This is a genomic window from Rhizobium sp. BK176 (genome assembly GCF_024808055.1).
Map to the genome: position 1 here is coordinate 824,454 of NZ_JANUBV010000001.1, position 21,702 is coordinate 846,155.

The window sequence follows — 21,702 nt, forward strand, 5'->3', positions numbered from 1 at the left end:
TGATCATGTTCGATAACCTTATTTTCATCGGCGTCTCCGCCATTGTCATTCTCCTGCTGATCCTCGGCACCGCCTTCGTCTTCAGCCGTCTCTACACCCGCGCCACCAAGGAGCTGACCTTCGTCCGCACCGGCCTCGGCGGGGAAAAGGTCGTCATGGACGGCGGCGCGCTCGTCTTCCCGGTCCTGCATGAAATCATCAAGGTCAACATGAACACCCTGCGCCTCGTCGTGACGCGCAAGGAGCTGAACTCGCTCATCACCAAGGACAAGATGCGCGTCGACGTGCAGGCGGAATTCTACGTTCGCGTGGGCAAGACCGAAGAGGCTATCTCGGCTGCGGCGACCACTCTCGGCACCAAGACGATGCGCCCGGACGAGCTTGCCAAGCTCATCGAAGGCAAGTTCGTCGACGCCCTGCGTTCGGTCGCGGCTTCCATGGAAATGGGCCAGCTTCACGAAGCGCGCAAGCAGTTCGTCTCGACCGTGCAGGAAAACGTCATGCTTGACCTCACGAAGAACGGTCTCGAACTCGAGTCCGTGTCCCTGACGGGCCTCGACCAGACCGCCCGCGAGTACTTCAACGAGCAGAACGCCTTCGACGCCGAGGGTCTGACCAAGCTCACCAACGAGATCGAGACCCGTCGCAAGCTCCGTAACGAGATCGAGCAGAACACCCGCATCGAGATCGAGCGCAAGCGTACCGACTCCGACAAGCTCTCCTACACGATTTCCCAGGAAAACGAACTGGCCAAGATCGCCCAGCAGAAGGCGCTCGACGAAAACCGCGCCCGCACCGACGCCGAAGTGGCCGTCCTGCGCGCCGAACAGGAACGCCTGTCGCAGGAAGCCGACATCGCCCGCGAGCGCAACATCGAAAAGGCCAAGATCGAAAAGAGCCGCGACATCGCCATCAGCGAGCAGGACAAGAACATCCTCATCGCGAACAAGTCCAAGGACGAGGCGGCCGCCGAAGGCGAGGCCAACATCGCCAAGGCGGAGGCCATCAAGACCCACGAACAGGTCGAAACCGCCCGCCGGACCGAAGTGGCGAACCGTGAAAAGGTCATCGCGGTCATCAAGGCGGAAGAGGAAGCCGAGCAGGCCGCCGTCGGTATCAAGGTTCAGGCCGCCGCCGAGAAGGCCGCAGCAGAAGACCGCGCCGCCGCCGTCATCACGCAGGCCGAATCCGAAAAGCGTCGTGACGAACTCCACGCCGAAGCGACGCTCGCCATCGGCGTGGCGCAGGCCGACGCCCTTCGTCAGCGCAACGACGCCGAAAACTCGATCAGCGAGACTGCCGCGACCCTGCGTCTGCGTCTTGCGATGGTGGCGGAAGTTCGCGGCATGATCGCCGAAGCCGTCCGCCCGATGGAGAAGATCGACAGCATCCGCATCATGGACCTCGACGGCTTCGCGCCGGGAGGAAACGGCGGCGGCGCTGGGGCTGGCGGTTCGAGCGCCGGTGGCGGCACCACCACGGAACGGATCGTCGATGCGGCCCTCACCCACCGCATGAACGCTCCGATCATCGACCAGATGCTCTCGGAAATCGGCATCGTCGGTGGTCTCGCCGGCCTTGCGACCGGACGCTCCAACGCCCTGGACATCGCGGCGACCGTCGCGCCGGCTCCGCAGCAGAAGATCGCTTCGAGCGTATCGGAAATCCTGCCGCACGTGACGAAGCCGCGCCCCGAGGCCGGCTGATTCCCTCCGGTGATCGCTGAATTGCCGTCCCTGTTTTCGATCGGGGCGGCATTTTCCCCTACTATTGGGAGCTACTTTCCTCAATAACCGCTGCAGCAGGCACGACAATGCCCGGCACGTCGTCCATGGCCGAGATGTATGCGAAATCCTCTGGAAAAACAGGATACATCATCGCGAGGCGGCATTTGGTTCCGGCTATCATGCGCTCGGTTGCCTCGGGCACTGACATTCTCACCGTCAATCCGTCCGCGAGATAATCACGCTCGAATTCGCGAAACTGCCGCGTCTCGCGCCACTTGTCCATCATGTCGACCCTGATGAAGAACGGCATGAAGCCGATCTTTCCCTCTCTCCAGCTCTCGAAGGACGACTTCGCGACGAGATCGAGGTCGAGCGTGTCGAACAAGATTATCGGGCCGTCATGGAGCCCCTCCACCATGTCTACCCTTGCTTTCAGGAAAGTCGCCACCGCGTCCCTGACCATTGCGTTGCAGGAGTCGGCACTTACGTGAGCTCCCTTCGGGGCGTCGTAAAGCTCCATCAGTTCCTGCGCGACCCCCGCAAAATTTACGGCTCCCCGGCTCGGGATCGGTCGCCCCTCGACCCGCGCCGCCGACGCGGCGAAGAAATCGCCGTCGCTGATATCGTCTAGGAAGTTCATAAGGATCGTTCTGTGGTAACCACTGATCACCTCGAACTGCTCCGCATCCGTGAATTCCGCGATTCCCCTGACTTGAAAGCAGAGCGTGAAAAGTCCCATGAACTCGTTCTGTTTTTTGTTTTTCTCGTCGCGGTCGCGCAGCAAGCGTGGCAGGTGGGTCTCAACCAAGTATTGCCAGTATGCTTGAGAATGGGCTTCCGTTAACCGGGAACGCGCATATCCTCTTTCTTTCGCGAATGCGTCGATACGCCCTGAAATTTCGTTAATCTCGGTTCCCGTGAGGCTCGCCGACTTTTGCTTTGCACCGCTCTTCGGCATTTCGCCGCCACGCGCTTCAGACGGCGCTGTGTCATTGCCCGCCTTGCGTCCACGCGCGCGGATGACAAATGACCTCACCTCCTCGGCCCTTTTGGCACCTACGAAGAGGTCGGTCGGCTCGCCGTTCACGAAAGACATCACGGTGGGGACTGACTTTACGCCGTATCTCGATGTCAAATCCGGTTCTTTGTCGACGTCTATAGTAAAGAGCGGGGCTGACAGTTCGTCGCAGACGGACGCCAAAATGGGAACCAGGAGCTTGTCCGGTCCGCTCCAAGCGGCCGTGAATAGCGCGATCGCACCGCCTCGGTGTGACGCCTCGATCAATTGCGTCAGTGAGAAATTGCCCGCGCCATTTTGCCCATGAGCCGTTGCCGCTCCGAGGTCTGCGCCATCGCGCGCAGGAGCCGGTTTCGCTGGCTGAAAGAATTTACTTACCCAGTTCATGCTCGTCCCCTCTTTCGAAGACGCATAGGACAGAGGTACTAGATTGGCGTCAAGTAACACTTCTGGGGGATTTCTTTCTACTCGGTTAAGAAGGTGGTGCGGTAGCATCTCCGGCCGTGCAATGCAGACCTTCGTTCGGAGCGTGCTGCCGCCAAGGGTTTCGATTTCGGCTGCCGTCCATCGAAGTCCTTTAAATCGGTTGACGTTCATGCAGCCAGCGGGAACCATAATTACAGTCGCAACTGGAAAACCCAATGCAAAAACTCATCGAAGCCGCCGCAGACATGGCCAAGGCCACCGTCCTCGAAGGCAACATCTCGGCCACCGATCTCCGCGACCACAAGAAGAATGTCGCCGTGAAACTAGCCAAGTCCCTGGCATGGACCCTCATCCAGAACCATCCGCTCTACATCGCGTTCACGCTGGCGCTCTGGGGTCTGGCTGCGTTCGCAGCGCTCGTCTTGGGCATCGTCGCCTACTTCTGGTTCACCTGACATGTTGATCGACATCAGGATGCCGGCTTTCATCAGCTCGGCAATCCTTCCCCGCCAACGTTCGCCAAGACGGGTAATGGCACTCGTGCCGACCGTCGTGGAACTGCAGGAGACTGACGAGGCGTGCATGCGTCTCGTCGCTCGCGGGACTTATCGTGGCTACGAGCCGGAAGATGTTCGGGCAGCCAATGGCCTATTCTATCGAAAGCTGAAGACTTACGACGATAAGCTGGAGCCTGCGTTAATCGGACACTTCTGGCATGAGACATTCGTCAAACAAGCCCGCCGAGCGCTTCCGCGATTGGGGGATGTGCTTCCCCGCGGAGCTGCATGGAACATCATCAATCGAGACAGCACAAGGAAAACGGTTCCCTCCCTCGTAAGGATCGGGAAATCCATGGAACTAAACGAGGAGGGCGAGAGGGAACTCGCTGAAGTCCGATCCGACTACGTCTCGGTGGTATCCAAAGCCATGATGATGGGCGGTGATTGCTGGGTTCCAACGCCGGAGCCTATGTTGTCTGTGGCACACTGGACGGACAACCCGATGACGATGCACATCGACAGCCACTTTTCCGGGCCACAGATGCGCAGGCTGTTCAACGACTGTTTTCTAGGGCGGACGTTTTACACCATCAAGCAACTTCCAGAAGCCCTCGCTGCCGACATGGCTTCCCCGGGAGAACGCGACGGCGTCTCCATGGAGGTTTTCGACTCCTCCGTATTTTCGGACGAGGTTCCAGTCGGCGAGGCTATCGCCTTGCTATGGTACATCGGCATCAGAAAGGAGATTGCGAAGCCCATCCAGCGAAGGCTTCTCGGTTTCGTCCGGGACGAGCAGCGGTGGACATGGGACGCCGTGTCCAGTGAGATCGAGTACGTGTTGTCGCGTATTTCCCTTGACGACAAGGACCGCCGGATGCTCGAGTTTCATATGGCCCGGATTGACGACCGCCCGATTGCCGTCGAACCCCATCTCCGGCCGATGGCCGCTGGCCGGTAAGTGCCATTACGGGCGAAGCGCGGCACCACGATTTCCATTTATCCCGCTTCTGACTTCCAATCAGCCGGGATCGCCCGCTGTTAGAAACTGTCGCGGTCTCGGTCGCGTTCGATGTCTTCCAGTCCGTGCTTCGCGTCGATGCGACGGCCTTCAAGCGCCCAATGTTTCATGTCTCGCAGGGCGCGCTGCGCGCGTTCGAGCGCTGTGTCAGGACAGGGGCAGACGTAGCCGTTCTCGGGGTCTTCCAATCGCAGGGGGCGGCCGTTGCCGTCGAACTCCTGGTTATCCCAGGCAACGAGTTCCTTGACGATCGAGAGGTAGCGCGGGTCGATGTGTTGAGCGTTCTCTGTCACGAAGCGTTCCTTTCCTGTTGCCTGCTACATCCATGGTTGACGAGACAGGTCGGACCGTCAATCAGGATCGGCCGGCAGACCGCAGGCGGCGTCCGTGGCAACTCCAGTCGTATTGCCGATTGCACGGTAATGGACGACGTTGTCCAAAAGTTCTACGGAGACGCCGCATGGCTGAAGAATACCTGATCCAGCCCGACAACACGGGAATCAACGTCAACGCCTTCTTCGAGCATCACTACGAGCGCACCGCTGGCCACTTCCAGCCCAACCGTATCGAGGACATCAAGGCTCCGGTCACGTACGCCGCTCAATACCTCTTTGACGCCATCAGTCCGCTGCTCGTAACGGCCGTTCTGCAACAGGACGGCATCGACATCGGTCTCCCGTCAGGTTGGCGGGCCAAGAGTCTCGATCTCGGCAGGGTGTGGACGAAATTCATCGACTTCGTGAACCCCGACGACGCCGACGCCGGCTTCATCATGGCTTGCGACCTGCGCATAGAAGAGGTTCGTGACCGTGACTTGCCGATCGAGGAACTCGTCAAACGCATCCGTGTATCGCAAGGAGAGCGTGAGAGCCTGGCGAAGAGCAACGCGTCGTCCGATCTGTTTCGCCCGGAAAACAGCTCGGAGATCGCGCAGTTCAGGCTTTATCGCTATGAATCCGACCCCGGCGATCTGGAGGTTCTGACCCGCAGGGAACTTCAACGGTGCCTCCTCAGAGACGACGACCTTGAGGCGGTCATCCGCTATCGTGTCCCGAGCCGCTTGGCGGTCCCGTCGGACATTGTCTTGCTTACGTCGTCCGACAAGGTGATGGAGCCTGGTGCGGCATTGTCGGCGCTTCCTGTAATCGCGGAGTTCGCCTCCAAGTTCGACGGGTTCGCGGACCTGATGCAGCGCCATTCCGAGATCGGGTACGTCGGCATGGACAGCCGCTACCAGTCGCTTCTCGTCGCTGCCCGCGGCACCTTCAGCCACACGGCATCGTTCCCCGGCTCGAACTTCGCCGCGATGATCGAGGAAATGTGGAAAAGAAGCGTCGCGATCGACGTCGCCTCGAGGATGGACTACATCACCACACTGACCGATGCCCTCCTTGAGGACGGCTACACGTCGGCGGAGAACGACTACGATTGCGACGACGGCGACAACCGCCTCTATGCCCGCGACGACGGCGGCGTGCCTTGTCTTTACGTCGAAAACGCCGAAGAAGCGGAGGACGAAGGCATCCTCGTTTCGTTCAGGGATGGCCGCGTGATCGTGGCGAATTCCGACTACGCGACCCCTGGCCTGAGGAAGTCCACCATCATCGACATGATGGTGGACGAGAAGCGCGTCGAAGAGGTGACCGACATCTGCGGCTACGACGACCGTTTGGCAGTCGTCATTCGTCAGGCGCTGACGAACATCGACTGCGCGCACGCAGCACTGTTTCCGGATGCAGCTGACGACCTGAAGCCAGCGGCCCCCGAAGGTCCGTGACTACTCGTCCTTGGCTTCCGGCGGTGCGGTCACGTCGGCGGGTTGGCCTTGCGTGGCGTCTTCATCCTGCCCGTCCGCGGCATCCCTTGGTGGGACAGGTCGCCCAGCGCCGATTTCATGATCGCCTTCAAGAGCGGCACGCCGCCCGAACCATTCCTTGGTGATCTCGAGTTTCATTGCTTCTCCGTTTGGCTTGCGCGGGAAACCACGGCCTTAGGCCGCGGCCCGCCTGGCTGCGGATTTGGCCACATTCTTGGTGGCCGCCACGGCCTTGGCTCGGGAGGACTTTGCCTTGCGGCGGATCGTTCCGGCCTTGTCCTTCGTCTTACGAGCGGCCGTGGCCGTCTTCGCCGCTGCCGCCTTCTTGGTTTTCGCGTTGACCTTGGTCGTCTTGGACTTCGCGGCTTTGGCCTTCACTGTCGTGGACTTCGCGGTCTTGGCCGTTTTCTTGTCCCTCGGCTTCGTGGTGGTCGTCTTCGCCTCTGTCTTGGGCTTTGCCGCCTTCGGACGGCGGCGTGTACGGCCCTCGCCTTCGTGGAGCCATGCCTCGGCCCCGATGATCATCTTGAGCGACTTCTCTCCGTCGCCGAGCGGAGCGACGAGGAAGCGGTTCCAGTCCTTGGTGAGGCCGAGCTGGGCTAGGCACTTCACCAGGCGCGCCATGGTGCCGTCCGACGCCCACTTGGCGAACTTGGCATAGGCGACGTTCCATTTCCCCGCCTTCTTGTCCATGTAGGCCCAGCCCTTGTTGGTCCGCATGACGTCGATCAGCTCCTCGACCTGACGCCGGGTCGCGTTCATCGCCTCTCCGAGATCGGGGATACGCGAAGCGATGAGCTCCCAGTCTTCGTTGGCGATCCGGCCGTCCACCAGACCCTTGCGCGCCTTCACGGCCTCCTTGACCTTCTTGGCGTAGGCCTTGGTGCGTTCACGGTAGGTGTTGCCCTCGGGCGCTGGCAGTTTGGGAGCGGCGGCGCGTCCACGCTTCTTGGGTTCTTCGCGGTGGCGGCGCAGGCCGTTGGCGATCTGGGCCATCAGCGGCCTGATCTGGGGGCCTGAAACGGCGCTCGGGCCACTGGAGAACTCGGTGTAGGTCTCGCGCCAGGTGTCGGTCAGGCCGACCTTGAACAGTGCCATGACGATTGAATGCAGGATGCCCGTCTCGAACCAGCGGACGAACTTCGCGTGGACCGAGCTCCACTGGCCATAGCGGTAGTCGAGGTCCCGCCATGCCCGGCGGCTCTGCATCAGGTCCAGGACGGCGTCGACGTGGAGGCGGTTTCCGTCGGTCACCTTGCCGCCGGAGGCTCGGATCGCCTGGCTTACGGCCTTCCACTGTTTGTCGTCGAGATAGCGGTTGAGTTCGGGTATACCGGTGATCATGGCTCGAATCCGATGAATGGGGTCTTCTATTTTCGTGCCGGCATTTGTAACGAGTTCTTGAATTACGTCAACATAAATTCACGACCCCGGTCCGTTAACGGCAAGACGGCGATGTTTTGCCCTTTTTTTGGGGCCGTCCCCATGCCTGCCCCACCCCGGGATTCGATCTGCCCCTCCGCTCGATTGACGTGTGCCGTCTTCGAACACAACGCATGCTATACGTAGCCGCGTTTACCATTTCATAGCTTTTCCTCTGACTCATACCGTACGCACCTTAAACCGCGGTTTTCAATAAGCCCTTGTAAACACTCAATTAACTTGTCCACACGAGTTCTGGTAACCGGCGTCTTAACGCTTGCGCCCCGGCGCGAGTTCTTGTATACGCCGCTGGAACCCGAAATGTGCCACCCGGATTGGACTGTATGTTTTCTAGGAAGTCGGCTCCGCCGATCCCATTTGAAGTCCGCAAGGAAATCATCACGACGCTCTTCGGAGCGAAGGGTGTCCTTATTTCGGGATGTTTCGCGCACGTGATCTGCATGGCGGTCGCTTGGGGGGCGACCAAGGACACGAACTACTTCCTGTGGATTCCTCTGTTCGTCGCGGCGGTCGCCGTACGCGTCGCCGTCTTCGGCGCATACGACCGCATTGTGACAACGATCACGACGACCGAACAACTCGACTACTGGGAGCGCCTCTATATCCTGGCCGCCGCAGGAACCGCCGTCGCGGTCGGATCGGTCGCTGCCTACTCCGGTCTCACCTCGCCCCATACCATCGCACCCGCCATCGGCATGGGACTGGTGGGCGGAACGATGATCTCGATCGTCGGGCGAAACTTCGGCTCGATCATCAACGCCAAGGTGATGACCTATTGCATATGCGTGCCGTTGGTCATCGGCTTCATGATTTCCGGTCCGGTCAACGACGACTACCTGATCAGCATTTCGTCTATCCCCATCATCATCATCATCCAGAGTTCGAACAAGATCGCGGCTTACCTGCACGGGCTGATGGTCACGGCTCTCAAGACGACACGTCTGTCCGAGATCGCCTCGCAGAAGTTCATGGCCGCCATCGGCAGCATGCCCAACGGGCTGATCATGGTCGACGGCAACCAGAACATGGTGGTCATCAACGAACAGGCCCGCTTCAAGCTCGGCCCCAAGCTGGAAGAGGGCCGTCCACTGTTCGATGCCCTCCGGTTGCTGATGAGAGACCCCGAGAGCCTGATCGATGCGATCCGCTCGGGAGCCATCGGCGAAGATATCAGGGAAGTCACGTACGAAGCTCTCGACGGGCGGTGGCTGCGTTTCCGCGTCAGTCGTCTCGCCGAATCCGACAAAAAATATAGTGATGAAGAATGGGGTGGCCGCCAGCAAGACGCCTACATCCTCACCATTCTCGATGTTTCCAAGAAGGTGGCGGCCGACCGGGAGATGGAGCATCTGGCCCGCTACGACGGCCTGACGAAGATCGCCAACAGGCGGTTCTGGGAAGAGTCCACAGCGCTCGCGGTTTCCGAACTCGGGGAGAACTCGCTGGTCGGTCTGGCCGTCCTCGACGCCGACCGCTTCAAACTCATCAACGACACCCTCGGCCACGATATCGGCGACGAGGTCATCAAGGGCATCGCCGCAAGGATCGGCAGCGTCGACGACCCGCGCATCCTGGCTGGCCGCCTCGGCGGCGACGAGTTCGTGGTCCTCGTCCCCGGCCTCGCCAGCGTCGAGGAAGGCAAGCGGATTTACGACCGCATCTTCTCGGCTATCTCGACGACTTATGTGATCAAGAGCCAGAACGTCGAAGTCCGGTGCAGCGGCGGGGTTATCATCCGGCCCAAGAGCGAGTTCGACCTGCACCCAGACATGAGCCGCGCCGACATGGCCCTCTACAAGGTCAAGCGGAACCCGAACCAGGCGTGGATGCTCTTCGACGAAAATCTCGAGGAGGAGTACCAGACGACCCTCCGCATCAAGGCCGACCTGCGCACCGCCATCGACCATTGCTCGCTAGAGGTCAACTACCAGCCGATCTACGACGCCAAGGGAGAGCGCATCGTGTCCGCCGAGGCGCTGTGCCGTTGGGAACACTACGACGCCGGCTATATCCCTCCCGCACGCTTCATCGCGCTGGCCGAGGAAATCGGCGTCATCGGCAAGCTGACCGAGTACGTGCTTCGCACGGCCTGCCGCGACTGCATGTCGTGGAACTCGGATGTCGGCGTGGCGGTCAACCTTTCCGCCCTCGACCTCGCGAGGGACGGCATCGTCGAGATGATCTCCAACGCGCTCGCCGCGTATGCGATGCCGGCCTCTCGGCTCTGCATCGAAGTGACGGAGACCGTTTTCGTCAAGGATTTCGAGAAGACCGCCGCGACCCTGATGACGCTGCGAAACATGGGGGTCAAAACCTCGCTCGACGACTTCGGCACCGGGTACTCGTCGCTCAGCTATCTCAACAGGCTCCCGCTGAACCGGGTGAAGATCGACAGGTCGTTCGTCGTGCCGATCGTCGAGGACAAGAAGGCGCAGCAGCTGTTCAGCGCCGTCGTCGGCCTCGCCAAGGGTCTTGGCTACGAGGTCGTGGTGGAGGGCGTCGAAGACCGTGATCAGCTGGAGAAGGTCGTATCCGTCGCGGGTGTCGACATGATCCAAGGCTACATCTTCTCGCGCGGTCTTTCCAACGACGAGATGAAAAACGTGGTCGAGATCAGGAGACCGGGCTGGAAGAGCGGAAAGGTCATCCGCCTCGTCGCCGACGGCGCTAAGCCCGCCTGACACGTCCGCCGCGACGCGCTGCCATGTATTGGCGCGCCAGCTCGTCGCACTTCTTGTTGACCCAGCTTCGGGCCGACTTCGATTTCGAATGTCCCTTGACGTGCTTCAGCCAGACCCGCACGGAAGGCTTCATCGCCCGCACGACCCCAATCGCCGTCCCCATCGAATTAGGAAAGCTCTTCGGAGCCTGTGGAATGCCATGCGTCCCGTGATGGTCGCCGACGGCTCCAGCGTTTGGATGGAACTCGCGCATCCAGCTCAGAGCCGCGATGTTGTCGCACTGGAGAACCACGGTCGTCGCCTTGTCTCCGACGACCCGGAATACGTGCCTGAGGGACATCGCGATCCCCCAGAACTCGGCATCGTTGGAACTCGAACAGGAGACCGGGATCGCTTCACCGAAGAACTCGCCCTTTTCCATGTCGTCGGTGCGATACCAAGCACCGTATCCCGCCGCTCCCGAGTTGGGGCAAAACGAGACGTCGCAGAACAGCGTTACGAGTCCTGGCGTGACCTTCTTTTCCGCGGCCGTCCCCTCTGATTGTCGTAACTTGAGCGTTTGGAGGGCTGGCATGCGGCTGATCCGATCGTTGTTTTAACGGCTTCACGCAAGCGTAAGTCGGCAAATGACGTCTTGCAATAATGCTGGCGGTGTCATTGATGTCTTGATTTCTGTGTTGACATCCGGCCTTCGGTGTCGCAAGACACTTCGACGTCAATTTGCTCCGGGAGAACGGGCTTGTTTCTATCGCTTTCAGTTTCGGGCGAACATGCGTCCGATCTCGGCTTCATCCTTTACAAGCACCCTGACAGGGTCTTCGAGAAATCGACACCGAAGCACAGGATCACCGGATTTTTCCCCGTAAACACCGCCGATCGCGCGGAGTTCTGCCTGGCGGTCGAGGTCGACCAGGTGGAGCGTGTGCGCGGTGTGAACTGGGATCGCGGTATCGCATCCTACGTCGAACCCATGCCGTTCCTCGCCGCTTCCCACATGTCGCAGGCGCTTTCGAGCGCGCTCGGCTCCGCGATGAACGGCATCCTCGCTTCGAAGGACCCCGCTATCGACGCGCGCGTCAAGGAAGTCGGCGCGAAACCGTTGCCGATCACCATCAAGGTCGGCCCCGTTCGTTGCAACCCCGATATGATCGATGTGTTGTTCGGGGAACTCGGGTGGACTTCCACCGTCGAGGCTCACGAACTCGCCGTCCCGAACGTCGAAGTGGACGACGACCGCCCTCTCCACGTGTTCACGCTGACTGGCGATGCCACCGTGTCGTCCGCCCTCACCCAGCTCTACGTGCTGCTTCCGGTTCTCGATCCGCGCCGCCATTACTTCTATGACGAGAGCGAGGTCCGCAAGCTGTTCGACAAGGGCGGCGATTGGCTGAAAACCCATTCGTCGCGTGACCTGATCATCAGCCGCTACCTTTCGAAGAGCAGGGAGCTTCGCGAATACGCGCGCCAGCTGTTCGGCAGGTTCCAGGAAAAGAAGGACCTCGACGAGCTTATCGCCGAAACGGAGGAGGCGATGCGCGACTGGGAGGACCCGGACGACAACTCTCCGCATCAGCAGCGCCATTCCCGTATCGTCGGTGACATCTCCGATTGGGGCGCGCGCAACGTCATCGATCTCGGATGCGGCGAAGGCAAGCTTCTGGAGCGGCTCGTCCGCATCGCTCCTGACATGCGTGTCGTCGGCATCGAGCCGTCGGCCCGCGAGATCGAACGCGCGCGCAAGAAGCTGTCCAACAATCCGGGCAAAACCCTCGATCCGCGCGTCCAGTTCGTTCATGGCTCTGCTATGTACGGCGACGAGCGCTTCAAAGGCTTCGACGCCGCCGTCTTGTCGGAAGTGATCGAGCATGTCGACGAAGACCGCCTGTCTCTGCTTGCCCGCAGCGTATTCGGCATCATGGCCCCGCGTCGCGTGATCATCACGACCCCGAACGGCGACTACAATAAGGTCTTCGGCTTCAAGTCCGGCGAGTTCCGCCACGCCGACCATCGGTTCGAGTGGACGCGAGCCGAATGCCATGCATGGGTGGACAGCGTCGTTGCCGCCTATGACTACGAAGCCGAGGTCACGCCCGTCGGCGGCCGCAATCCCGAGGCCGACGAGGCGAACGGCGAGATTTCCCACTACATCGTGTTCACGAAGAAAGAAGGCTGATCCATGACAGAGATCACGCTCAACGAACTTGGACTGGTTCTTCTGGTCGGCCCCACGGGTGCCGGCAAGACCTCCTTCGCCTCGCGCCTCTTCGGCCCGCACGAGAGCGTTTCGCTGGACACCTGCCGCGCGCTTGTCAGCGGCGATGCCGAGGACCAGTCCGCGACCCGCGATGCCTCCGACGTGGCCGAGCGCATCATCGAGGCCCGCCTGCGCCGTCGTCTTCTGACGGTCGTCGACGCAACCAATGTCCGTCACGAAGACCGTCAGCGCTGGATCGACGTGGCCGAGCGGACCCATTCGCTCGTGACCGCCATCGTTCTCGATCCCGGAATGTCCTTCTGCCACAAGCACGCCCGCAAGCGCGAGGGAACCCGCTACAATCCAAGGGCGGTCGAACAGCATCATGCCCTGCTGACCCGCGACAAGCGCAAGCTCGGCAAAGCGTTCGGGATCAGGCAGGCAATCTGGCTCTCATCTCCGGAAGAGATCGAAAGCGCCACGGTGGTGCGCCGCCGGAGCTTCAACGACCTTCGCGACGTCAGGGGGGAATTCGATATCATCGGCGATATTCACGGGATGGCCAACGAACTCGAGGCGCTGTTGGCGAAGCTTGGCTGGTCGGTCGCCTGGCGTGGCGAGGGCGAAGACCGAACTGTTACGCTGTCCCATCCGGAAGACCGCAAGCTTGTGTTCGTCGGCGACGCCGTCGATCGTGGCCCACGCTCGCTCGACGCGCTGCGCATCATGCGTTCCGCCGTCGATTCCGGCATCGGCTATGCGGTCGCGAGCAACCACGATGCCCGCATTTCACGCTGGCTTCGTGGTCAGACCGTCTCCGATGGCGGCGGCATCGAGACCACGCAGGCGGAGTTCGAAGGCCTGTCTGAGGCGTTCAAGGTTTCCATGGGCGAATTCCTCGACGCGCTTCCGGCCCACTACGTCTTCGACGACGGCAACCTCGTCGTCGCCCATGCCGGCATCGAAGAGGGAATGATCCTCGGTGCGTCCAAGGCGATGCGCGAGTTCGCCGTCTACGGTCCCAAGACCCCACCCGACGCCGACGGCAAGAGCGAGCGCGTGGACTGGGCGAAGGACTACCGTGGCAAAGCCTCGGTGGTCTACGGACATGTGGCCTGCGACGAGGCCGTCTGGTTCAAGAACACAATCTGCATCGACACGGCGGCCGTCTACGGCGGCGAGTTGACCGCTCTGCGCTGGCCCGAGAAGACGATTGTCTCGGTCAAGACGGACCGCGCCTATGCAGAAACCGACAAGCCCCTCTTCTCCCGCAAGGACAACCGCGGCTTCCTCGAACTGTCGCATGCCGACGTGACGGGCAAAAAATACATCGAGACCTCGCTGGCACGCCGCATCACCATCGAAGCGGACCAGATGGGCGCGGCGATGGAGACGCTATCCCGCTTTACGATCGATCCGAGGCTCCTCGTCTACTTGCCTCCGACCATGTCGCCTGTCGAATCCTCGGGTATCGACGGCTTCCTCGAGCATCCGAACCAGGCCTTCGAGTATTACCGGTCGGTCGGTCAGGACACTGTCGTCGTCGAAACCAAGCACATGGGGTCCCGCGCGCACGTCCTCGTCTGCCGCGATGCGGCGGCGGCGCGCTCGCGCTTCCATACCGAAGACGACAACCTCGGGCATATCTGGACGAGGAACGGCAACCCGTTCTTCAAGGACGGCGACCGCCGTGCCGTTCTCGAGCGCGTAGCGGCGGCGGCAGGGCCTCTCTTCGACGAACTGAAGTCCGACTGGCTTCTGCTCGACGCCGAAATAATGCCGTGGAACACCAAGGCCGCCGCCCTGATCCGCGACCAGTACGCCCCGACCGGCAAGGCCGCCCAGATCGGCACGGGTCTGGTCCTCGACGCGCTTTCGCGGTTCGCCGCGCGCGGTGTCGCCGATGTCGACACCCAGCTTCGCCACGTCCGCGAGCGTCACAGCAACGCCGAGGCCTTCGACAGGGTGTGGCGAGGCTACAGCTGGGCGACGCCCTCCGTCGACGACCTGCGGATCGCCCCTTTTCACGTTCTGGCGAGCGAGGGGCGGGTTCATTCTCGTGAGCTTCACTCCACTCACATGCGCTGGATCGACATGGTCCTTGGCAAGGACGCCATCATGGCGAAGACGGATTTCACGAAAGTGTCCCTGACGGAGCCGAAGGCGCTGGACGCGGTCATCGACAAGTGGCTCCACGACACCGGTAACGGTGCCGAGGGCATCGTCGTCAAGCCTCACAGCTTCACGGTCATGGGTGAACGCGAGATGATCCAGCCGGCTCTCAAGGTCCGTGGTCGCGATTACCTCCGCATTATTTACGGAGTTGATTACGACCTTCCCGAAAATCTTTCGCGACTGCGCGAACGCGCGACCAAGTCGAAAAGGGCAAGGGCGATCAAGGAACACGCGCTCGGCGTCGAGGCGCTCGACCGCCTTGTCAGGGGAGAACCTCTACGCCGTATCCACGAATGCGTGGCTGCCATCATCGGCCTCGAATCCGACCCCTCCGATCCGCGGCTTTAGGCTGCGGGTCGTGGCGACGGCGGAACCTGCGACACCGCCTTCGCCCGCATCCTCTTGAGGAAGTCCACGAGCTCGGGGGCAGTCCCTTCCTCCAGCCGGTGGTAGGCGTTGCCAGTACCGATCCTGATCTCTCCGTTCGAGCGCACCTCGAGAGAGGCGACGATCGTCGACGATCCCCCCGCTCCATAGAGGTTCAGGTCGATGACGTCGTCGCTCCTGCCGGTCGTGATCAGCTGGAGCAGTTCGCCGTTCGGCTGTTTGTGGAAGTAGTGATTGATGTAGCGCTCGCTGCCGTCACGATCGGTGAACCGATGGTCCATGGCCTCGACGATTTCGCAGAATTTCTGGCTCCATGCGCGCCACAGTAGATCGGAAGTCTTTTCCATCGGATTTCTCGGTGTTTGGAAGCGTCACACCATTCGAACCCGGAACGCGGGCAAAATCCACCGCGAATTGCGGTGCCGCCGTGGGGTTTGGGTCTTGGGGTCACGGCGGCACCATATGAAGACGGCGGGGGGGTTGTGCCGTCGTCGGGGCGTGTTTGGCCGGAGACGGTGGCGAAATCAAGCCTGCTTTGCGGCAATCCCCGACTTTCGATGCGAGTTCGTCAATTTTCCGATCATCGGTTTCGACCTCTCCCTATTTGTTGAGGCGCGTTTCGTCGCGAATTGTATCCCGTACCTTGTCGAACAAGGTTCCGTTCGTCACCTGGTCGATTTCGCGCGGCGTGAGCCATCGGATGTCGTCCGCCTTGTTGCGCTCGAGGTTGCGGGGCTTGCCGCCCTGCGCCTTGCAGAGGAAGTAGGTGATCGACCGGCCGGTGACGGGATGCACCCGCTCGCCGATCTTTCGCACGACATCGCAGCGGAGCCCGATTTCCTCGCGTAGTTCGCGAACGACCGCCTCCTCATGGGTCTCGTCCCGTTCGACCTTCCCGCCCGGGAAGGTCCACATCGTCCCCGACTGGTTGGTTTGCCTGAGCATAACCGCCCGCCGCCTCCGCAGAACGACGCCCACCACGACATCCGGGTAAACCGCTGCCCCCGCCGCCTTTTCGGCGGCGGCACCCGCATCGTCGGTCGTTGGGCGGCCGCCTTCCAGCTCGAGGGTGAACTTCATCGGAAGCGCGCTCGTCCCGCGGTTGCCGCGCCAGCGACGAAGAACGTCGGCGATCTTGCTCAACATGGTTTTCTCCTCTTCAGGAGAATTGTGACCTCTCTGTAAAGCTTCGACAACGGAATTTGACGTCATGATTTATTTTCACGTCGTCGATTTCCTTCATGCCCGGTTCATGGTGGCACAGGCATGATCTTCATATTCCGAGAGTAGACCGAAATGAAGACCGTAAAACTACATCGCATTGGCGGCAACGAAGGCCGCTTCAACATCTTCATGGGATTCGTCATCGAGGCGATATTCATCGCGTTCCCGATGACCTGCATGGCCGTGGTGCTCTACGATATCAGCCTGAGAGGGATGCATTCCGTGTTTTCGATCATCGGATGCTGCATCCTCTCCGTATGGGCGGTGTTCCGCGCGGTGACGTTCTGCATGGGTAAGTTCGACGGGTGGTACGAGGACCGCTTCGCACGCAAGAAGGCGCGCTCCGGGAAAGCATGACGGCGACCTTGCCGATCAGGGAAGGTACCGCCCTCGCCCGGCGGATCGATAGATGAATCCGACCAGCATTATCAGGGCGTAGAAGAGCGTCGCGGCGACGAGCAATGACGACATCGATATAAGCGGCACCTTCGTGACAAGGTGTCCCAAAAGCGACAGTACGATGGAAAGCACGGCGATACCGATCAAGGTCTTCGTAGTTACGGCTTCCATGACACCCCCAAAATGTCAGTCGGCTAGGTTCCTCTTCCGAACGCGCAGATGAGTAGCATGCTATCCGGTGGTTGTATATACTCCAATTGGAGGAACTATCCTGAGTATTGCAATGTCTACGGCGATAAACCCCTGCCCGGATGACAGTAAAATCGCAAATGCATCCAATATACAGTTTGTATTACTCTTAATTGATTGATTCCGTTCACTTTGACGTTCGCCGTTCTCTCGAATCCGAGTGAAGTTGACGTCTGTCAATTACATGAAAATACACCCAAAAATGGTCCGTCGCGGCGTCCGGGAATTTACTTCGTCCGACCGTTTTGGCGATCTCTTTGGCTAGCGCGGAAACCTTGGGAGGCTGGCCAATTCTGGACGCGACTTGCCGATATCTTCGAGTCTTGCGACGATGGATGCCGCCCTCGTCGTGTTCGTCGCGCACTTGTTCAGCTCTTCGACCGTCTCGGGTGAAACAGGGAAACGGATTATCGTCACATCGAATCCTGACGCTTTCTTCTCGGCCCATGCGTCCACGCTCTTTGCGCTTCCATGCTTCATCATGGTGTCGCCGACCAGAGCGATGGCGAGTTCCTCGGTTCCGTCGCACACATGTCGCGAGTTTGGACCGACATAGCTAGGCCTTCCCGGCTGCGTGGTGTAACTCCAGACGTCGCCATGCTCGATGAAATAGGGGCCTTCCATTGCTTTTTTCTCGCGTTCGCCGATGCGTAAAGGATGCTGTCCGGCGCGGCATTCGACAAGTCCGCGTTACAGCGCTTGTCCATTGTGATATGCGGTCGGCAATGGCCTGATGCGGAAGTTTTAGAGGAGAACGACCATGGATACCGTTGAACTTTCCAATCTGCGCCGCTCGACCGCCGACCAGGCATATCTTGATTTCGAGTTCGACGAAGGCTGCGCGCCCGAAGCGGACAATGGATGGGAGGACGACGGCCTCGGCAACTTCACCAAGACGTTGTTCATCCCGAACCAGGACGATCCGGCCGGACCGACGCTCAAGGGCGTCTTCAACGTCACCTTCGATCCCGGCTCGGTCGTTCCAGACAGCGTCTGGGCGACGCTCGACGGAAACGACATTGGCCGAAAGCCTGCGGTTGCCGCCTCGACGGCTCTTGGCCTCTAAGGAGCGCAGATGCTGTTCAAGGCCACCTACCCTGCCATCGTCACTTCCCGCCCACTGCGTCGGCCCTCGCTGACGCGGTGTGTCGTCCGCCGCGAGACAGAGCTTGAGGTTCCGGAGGTCGCTTCGGACGGCGCTCCCGTCGTCATGACGATTCACGGCCACTACAATCACGAGGTCAAAAACTGGGGCGGTCCGGTGCCGATACGAATGATCGGCGAACAGCATTACATGCCGCTCATGAAGGTGGAGCGTTTCGCGGAGACACTCACCGATCCGTTTCCGGACCTTTCCTACAGCACCATTCCGCATTTCAGCTACAGGAAGGATGTTTTTCAGCCGATCCGCCACCGTCTCTACGACGAGCTTGCGAACTACGGAGGTCTGAACTCACCGCCGTGGCCGAGCGCGATCGAGCACCTCCTTCGTCCCGACAGCAGCAGCCACATCTTCGACAAGCAGGCCAAAGCATTTCACGGGCCGACAGGCAGGCTTCCGATCGACGAAGCGGGCGAGGCCGACATAGAACGCTGCAGGCAGTTCTTCGCGGAAGGCTTCGAAGGATACAAGATCATCGACGGCGTGGTCTGGAGGCCGATCCCGGAACCCTGTTACCAGGTGGACGTGGACAACGGCATCATCTCGTCGGTTATCCCCTTCGGCCTATTCCCCTCCCCGTACAATCCTGCCGAGGCGCGGGTAGTCACGAGCGCCACGCACTTCTTCGCGGCCGACAGCCTCGATGAGGCCAAGGCCTTTTCGCGGGCGCAGGGGAAGGACAGGTTCGCGGCGGAGATGCTGGAAACGACCGGTTGTCTGGTCGAGGTACTCGACGACCGCGCCTTGCTCGGCCACGACTACGCAATGGCCGGCCTCTTCCAGACCGCCAAGGAAATGCGTGGTTGGTTCGGGGTCGACGTGCCGCCGGAGGCACGCGAAACGGTAATGGAGCTTCGTCAGGCTATCGACGCATCCGCCAGCCCATTCGACGTGTCTTCCGATCTGGAGCCGGCGGTCCGCGCCGCAGTCGCGCTCGAGGACATCGTACCCCGGTGGTACAACCCCCGCATCGACGTCAAAACCGCGCGCAGGATCGCGAAACAGCTGGAGCGGCAGGATTCGCAGGCCATCGCCGTAACCGTCAGGCGTCCAGGCCTTTAGCCGTCGGAACCACGCTACGGTTTCCTGTGAGGAAACCGTAGCGGCTACAAGGCGGACAACCGTTGCGGCTTCCGCTTGCCTCTTAGGGTGCGATCAGCGCTCCGATTGACCGGCCGCCGCGGTCTCGAGGCTCTCGACGATCCCTTCGACCCGTTCGAGATAGGGCTGCAACATCTTCCTCGCTTCACTGACGGCCGCGGAGGTCAGCTTCTGGACGAGGGCCTCCCCTTGGGCGAAGGTCAGCGCGTTCGCTACGTTTGCCTCGTCGTGAAGCGTTGTGCGGACGAAGAACCTGACGTTGTCCGAAAGCTGGTCGTAGTCGAAGTGCGGAATCTCGGCGCTCATTGTCTGTTCCTGGTCGTTGCCCATAGTAGCGCGCTAGCCGGCTCCGCGGGTTTTTGCAAGACCCCGGACGCATTGGGAGGTCAAATAAAGGCCCCAAACTCCGTTGACTACGTCGCCGCGTTTCTCACAATCAAAGAACTCATTCCTCGAAACAGGTGCGGAAAATGGTCGACGGCATCGGCGCACAAACCGGACTCTGGCGCGGTCGCGCCGCATACCAGGCAGGACCTGCGCCAGCAGGTTCCGCCATCCCGAAACGCGAGAACGCCAGGACGGTCGAGCCTTTTGGCCTGCCTGTCTCAGGGAACCGGTTCCTTCGGTATGAAATGGCTCTCCCGCTGTTGCCAGGCGATAGGCTGGCAACCGTCGTCGCCTCGCGCCGCCCCGATGCCGCGCATTTGCTCCGGGACGCCACTCCTCATTGGGACAAGCTGCGCAGCAGCGGCGCGAGGACCCGTGAACTTTTCAAGAGCGACACCGAGGTCATGCAAGACCTTCTGTCCGATGCGGCACGCGAGTTTCAGGCTCTTCTGGAAGCCGGGCTTTGCCAAGAAGCCAAGAGCCTTTCCGGAATAATGGATTTCATCGAGCGGGTTGTTTCGGAACTTCCAGGCTACCCCGCGCTTGAGGATGCGGTCATTGAAGCCGCCCGCAGGACCTTGGCGTTCGTGGAACACGCCGAACCTGCGGTCGATTACCTCGCGGCGGGCGGGATGTCCTTGTTCAGGGAGCGTGGTGCCGCCAGTCTTCGCGTACCGGAACAGGACGACTTCCCCGGCGCACGGACAACGCCTCATCCCAGTCCCGTCTCCAAGGGCCATCCGTTTCTTGGACCTTGGCCGGCTCACCGCGAGATGCAGACCGGAGACTTCCACGGGATCGATCCCGAGACCGGCGAGGAATGTCTGACAGCCCGCGGGCCTCGCGAGTTGGGCATACTTCTGGCCGATCTTTGCAAGGACGGCGACATTGAGCTGAACGTGAAGTCGTGCGTTCCTCACGGAAAGCCAAGCGGACAGCTCGGCCTTTGGACCCGCCTCGCCGCCCGCCGCCGCATGGTGGAAACAGTGACCTTGACGCTTCCTCGAGGCCTATCGCCAGAAGAATCGTTGATACGCTTTGCCGATACCGCGCCGAACTTCGAGTTCCCCGTATGGAGCAAGCCGTTCTTCGTGTCTCCCGCCGTCTCCTACAGCCACGTTCAGGATTTCATGGTCGACAGCGGTTCCGTGCTGTTTTCCTATGTCTCCGGCGCTGATCCAGTCCCCGGCTTGCGGAGGTTCGATGGGCAATTGCTTTGCCCGAGCGACGCCGATGCCATGAACGTCGACGCGCCGATCACCGGTGTCCTCGTCGCCGATCGCGGTATCGCGGCCAAGTTGGCTCGCCGGGTACTGCGCCACGCGCGATCCGCATGGGCAAGGAATGCACCTCCGCACCGTGTGCGCGCCGCTCTCACGACCACTGGCGAGGCGGTGGTGGTGGCTGTCCACGTCTGCGGGTCGGAACCGTATTACGGCATTCCCTACGACAGGATGTGGCTTGCCCTTAAAAACAGGCGCGAGCGCTACCTGTCGAACCTCCACCGAAACCCGCTCCTCGTCCGAAAGTTCAAATTCAGAAACCTGAGTTCCAGTCGAGCGCGTCGCATCCACTGCGACGAACCCAAACCGACGCTGCCCGTACTCGAACAGCAATGGTGCGAGCGGACAGCGAGGCGCATCCTGGCGGGAGGGGAAGGCACCGGCATGCGTCGAACCGGGACCCAGGACGAGTTCCTGTTGGCAATAGCGGTGGCACTCGAACGAAATCCTCCCCTCGGCGCTCGCACCGGTCTCCATAGCGCTCCGAACGAATTTGATTTCGAAGGTTAGTA

General features: G+C 60.8%; 21 protein-coding genes. 11 read left to right on the forward strand and 10 right to left on the reverse strand.

Annotation, left to right across the window (positions count from 1 at the left end):
* The first annotated feature begins 5 nt into the window (after positions 1-5).
* Entirely contained in the window at positions 6-1,706 is a 1,701-nt protein-coding gene (locus FHT76_RS04655; RefSeq protein ID WP_259184579.1) for a flotillin family protein, read from the forward strand.
* 61 nt (positions 1,707-1,767) lie between these two features.
* Here the strand turns inward: FHT76_RS04655 and FHT76_RS04660 are convergent, their stop codons facing one another.
* Positions 1,768-3,132 (reverse strand): co-chaperone YbbN, encoded by a 1,365-nt coding sequence (locus FHT76_RS04660; RefSeq protein ID WP_259184580.1) that lies wholly within the window; start codon positions 3,130-3,132, stop codon positions 1,768-1,770.
* 254 nt (positions 3,133-3,386) lie between these two features.
* On the opposite strand from FHT76_RS04660, the gene FHT76_RS04665 reads away from it, so the two are divergent.
* Positions 3,387-3,626 carry a hypothetical protein gene (locus tag FHT76_RS04665; protein ID WP_259184581.1) on the forward strand — a complete coding sequence of 80 codons (240 nt, stop codon included), beginning with the start codon at positions 3,387-3,389 and terminating at the stop codon, positions 3,624-3,626.
* A gap of 1 nt (position 3,627) precedes the next feature.
* Complete coding sequence (locus tag FHT76_RS04670; RefSeq protein WP_259184582.1) at positions 3,628-4,629, forward strand: hypothetical protein; 1,002 nt, start codon at positions 3,628-3,630, stop codon at positions 4,627-4,629.
* Between the two features lie 80 nt (positions 4,630-4,709).
* Here FHT76_RS04670 and FHT76_RS04675 read toward each other — a convergent pair whose 3' ends face one another.
* A complete protein-coding gene (locus FHT76_RS04675; RefSeq protein WP_259184583.1) occupies positions 4,710-4,982 on the reverse strand; it encodes a hypothetical protein in 273 nt (90 codons plus the stop codon).
* A gap of 167 nt (positions 4,983-5,149) precedes the next feature.
* Between FHT76_RS04675 and FHT76_RS04680 the strand changes: the two genes are divergently transcribed.
* On the forward strand, positions 5,150-6,466 hold the full coding sequence (locus FHT76_RS04680; protein ID WP_259184584.1) for a hypothetical protein: 1,317 nt from the start codon (positions 5,150-5,152) through the stop codon (positions 6,464-6,466).
* Here the strand turns inward: FHT76_RS04680 and FHT76_RS04685 are convergent, their stop codons facing one another.
* Positions 6,467-6,643 (reverse strand): hypothetical protein, encoded by a 177-nt coding sequence (locus FHT76_RS04685; protein ID WP_259184585.1) that lies wholly within the window; start codon positions 6,641-6,643, stop codon positions 6,467-6,469.
* Positions 6,644-6,679: 36 nt separating this feature from the next.
* Positions 6,680-7,849, reverse strand: coding sequence for a transposase (locus FHT76_RS04690; RefSeq protein WP_259184586.1), 1,170 nt, complete (start codon positions 7,847-7,849; stop codon positions 6,680-6,682).
* A gap of 422 nt (positions 7,850-8,271) precedes the next feature.
* On the opposite strand from FHT76_RS04690, the gene FHT76_RS04695 reads away from it, so the two are divergent.
* Positions 8,272-10,629: a bifunctional diguanylate cyclase/phosphodiesterase gene (locus FHT76_RS04695; RefSeq protein ID WP_259184587.1), complete on the forward strand. Its 2,358-nt coding sequence runs from the start codon at positions 8,272-8,274 to the stop codon at positions 10,627-10,629.
* Here the strand turns inward: FHT76_RS04695 and FHT76_RS04700 are convergent.
* Positions 10,616-11,203: an RNase H family protein gene (locus FHT76_RS04700; RefSeq protein ID WP_259184588.1), complete on the reverse strand. Its 588-nt coding sequence runs from the start codon at positions 11,201-11,203 to the stop codon at positions 10,616-10,618. The genes FHT76_RS04695 and FHT76_RS04700 overlap by 14 nt on opposite strands.
* Before the next feature lie 165 nt (positions 11,204-11,368).
* Between FHT76_RS04700 and FHT76_RS04705 the strand changes: the two genes are divergently transcribed.
* Both FHT76_RS04705 and FHT76_RS04710 read left to right on the forward strand, forming a co-directional pair.
* Positions 11,369-12,802, forward strand: coding sequence for a 3' terminal RNA ribose 2'-O-methyltransferase Hen1 (locus FHT76_RS04705; protein WP_259184589.1), 1,434 nt, complete (start codon positions 11,369-11,371; stop codon positions 12,800-12,802).
* 3 nt (positions 12,803-12,805) lie between these two features.
* Entirely contained in the window at positions 12,806-15,346 is a 2,541-nt protein-coding gene (locus FHT76_RS04710; protein WP_259184590.1) for a polynucleotide kinase-phosphatase, read from the forward strand.
* Here FHT76_RS04710 and FHT76_RS04715 read toward each other — a convergent pair.
* Together FHT76_RS04715 and FHT76_RS04720 are read right to left on the reverse strand one after the other, a co-directional pair.
* Positions 15,343-15,732: a hypothetical protein gene (locus FHT76_RS04715; RefSeq protein ID WP_259184591.1), complete on the reverse strand. Its 390-nt coding sequence runs from the start codon at positions 15,730-15,732 to the stop codon at positions 15,343-15,345. The two genes, FHT76_RS04710 and FHT76_RS04715, sit on opposite strands and share 4 nt — an antisense overlap.
* 253 nt (positions 15,733-15,985) lie before the next feature.
* A complete protein-coding gene (locus FHT76_RS04720; protein WP_259184592.1) occupies positions 15,986-16,531 on the reverse strand; it encodes an NUDIX domain-containing protein in 546 nt (181 codons plus the stop codon).
* Positions 16,532-16,681: 150 nt separating this feature from the next.
* Here FHT76_RS04720 and FHT76_RS04725 point away from each other — a divergent pair, with 150 nt between their 5' ends.
* Positions 16,682-16,966 carry a hypothetical protein gene (locus FHT76_RS04725; protein ID WP_259184593.1) on the forward strand — a complete coding sequence of 95 codons (285 nt, stop codon included), beginning with the start codon at positions 16,682-16,684 and terminating at the stop codon, positions 16,964-16,966.
* Positions 16,967-16,981: 15 nt separating this feature from the next.
* Here FHT76_RS04725 and FHT76_RS04730 read toward each other — a convergent pair whose 3' ends face one another.
* Positions 16,982-17,179 (reverse strand): hypothetical protein, encoded by a 198-nt coding sequence (locus tag FHT76_RS04730; protein WP_259184594.1) that lies wholly within the window; start codon positions 17,177-17,179, stop codon positions 16,982-16,984.
* A gap of 339 nt (positions 17,180-17,518) precedes the next feature.
* A complete protein-coding gene (locus FHT76_RS04735; protein ID WP_259184595.1) occupies positions 17,519-17,881 on the reverse strand; it encodes a hypothetical protein in 363 nt (120 codons plus the stop codon).
* 136 nt (positions 17,882-18,017) lie between these two features.
* Between FHT76_RS04735 and FHT76_RS04740 the strand changes: the two genes are divergently transcribed.
* A complete protein-coding gene (locus tag FHT76_RS04740) occupies positions 18,018-18,323 on the forward strand; it encodes a hypothetical protein (RefSeq protein WP_259184596.1) in 306 nt (101 codons plus the stop codon).
* A 9-nt stretch (positions 18,324-18,332) separates the two neighbouring features.
* The gene (locus FHT76_RS04745) at positions 18,333-19,481 is read left to right on the forward strand and encodes a hypothetical protein (protein WP_259184597.1); all 1,149 of its coding nucleotides are present in this window, start codon (positions 18,333-18,335) and stop codon (positions 19,479-19,481) included.
* Positions 19,482-19,574: 93 nt separating this feature from the next.
* Here FHT76_RS04745 and FHT76_RS04750 read toward each other — a convergent pair whose 3' ends face one another.
* On the reverse strand, positions 19,575-19,826 hold the full coding sequence (locus FHT76_RS04750) for a hypothetical protein (protein WP_259184600.1): 252 nt from the start codon (positions 19,824-19,826) through the stop codon (positions 19,575-19,577).
* A gap of 164 nt (positions 19,827-19,990) precedes the next feature.
* Between FHT76_RS04750 and FHT76_RS04755 the strand changes: the two genes are divergently transcribed.
* A complete protein-coding gene (locus FHT76_RS04755; protein ID WP_259184601.1) occupies positions 19,991-21,700 on the forward strand; it encodes a hypothetical protein in 1,710 nt (569 codons plus the stop codon).
* Positions 21,701-21,702 lie beyond the last annotated feature (2 nt).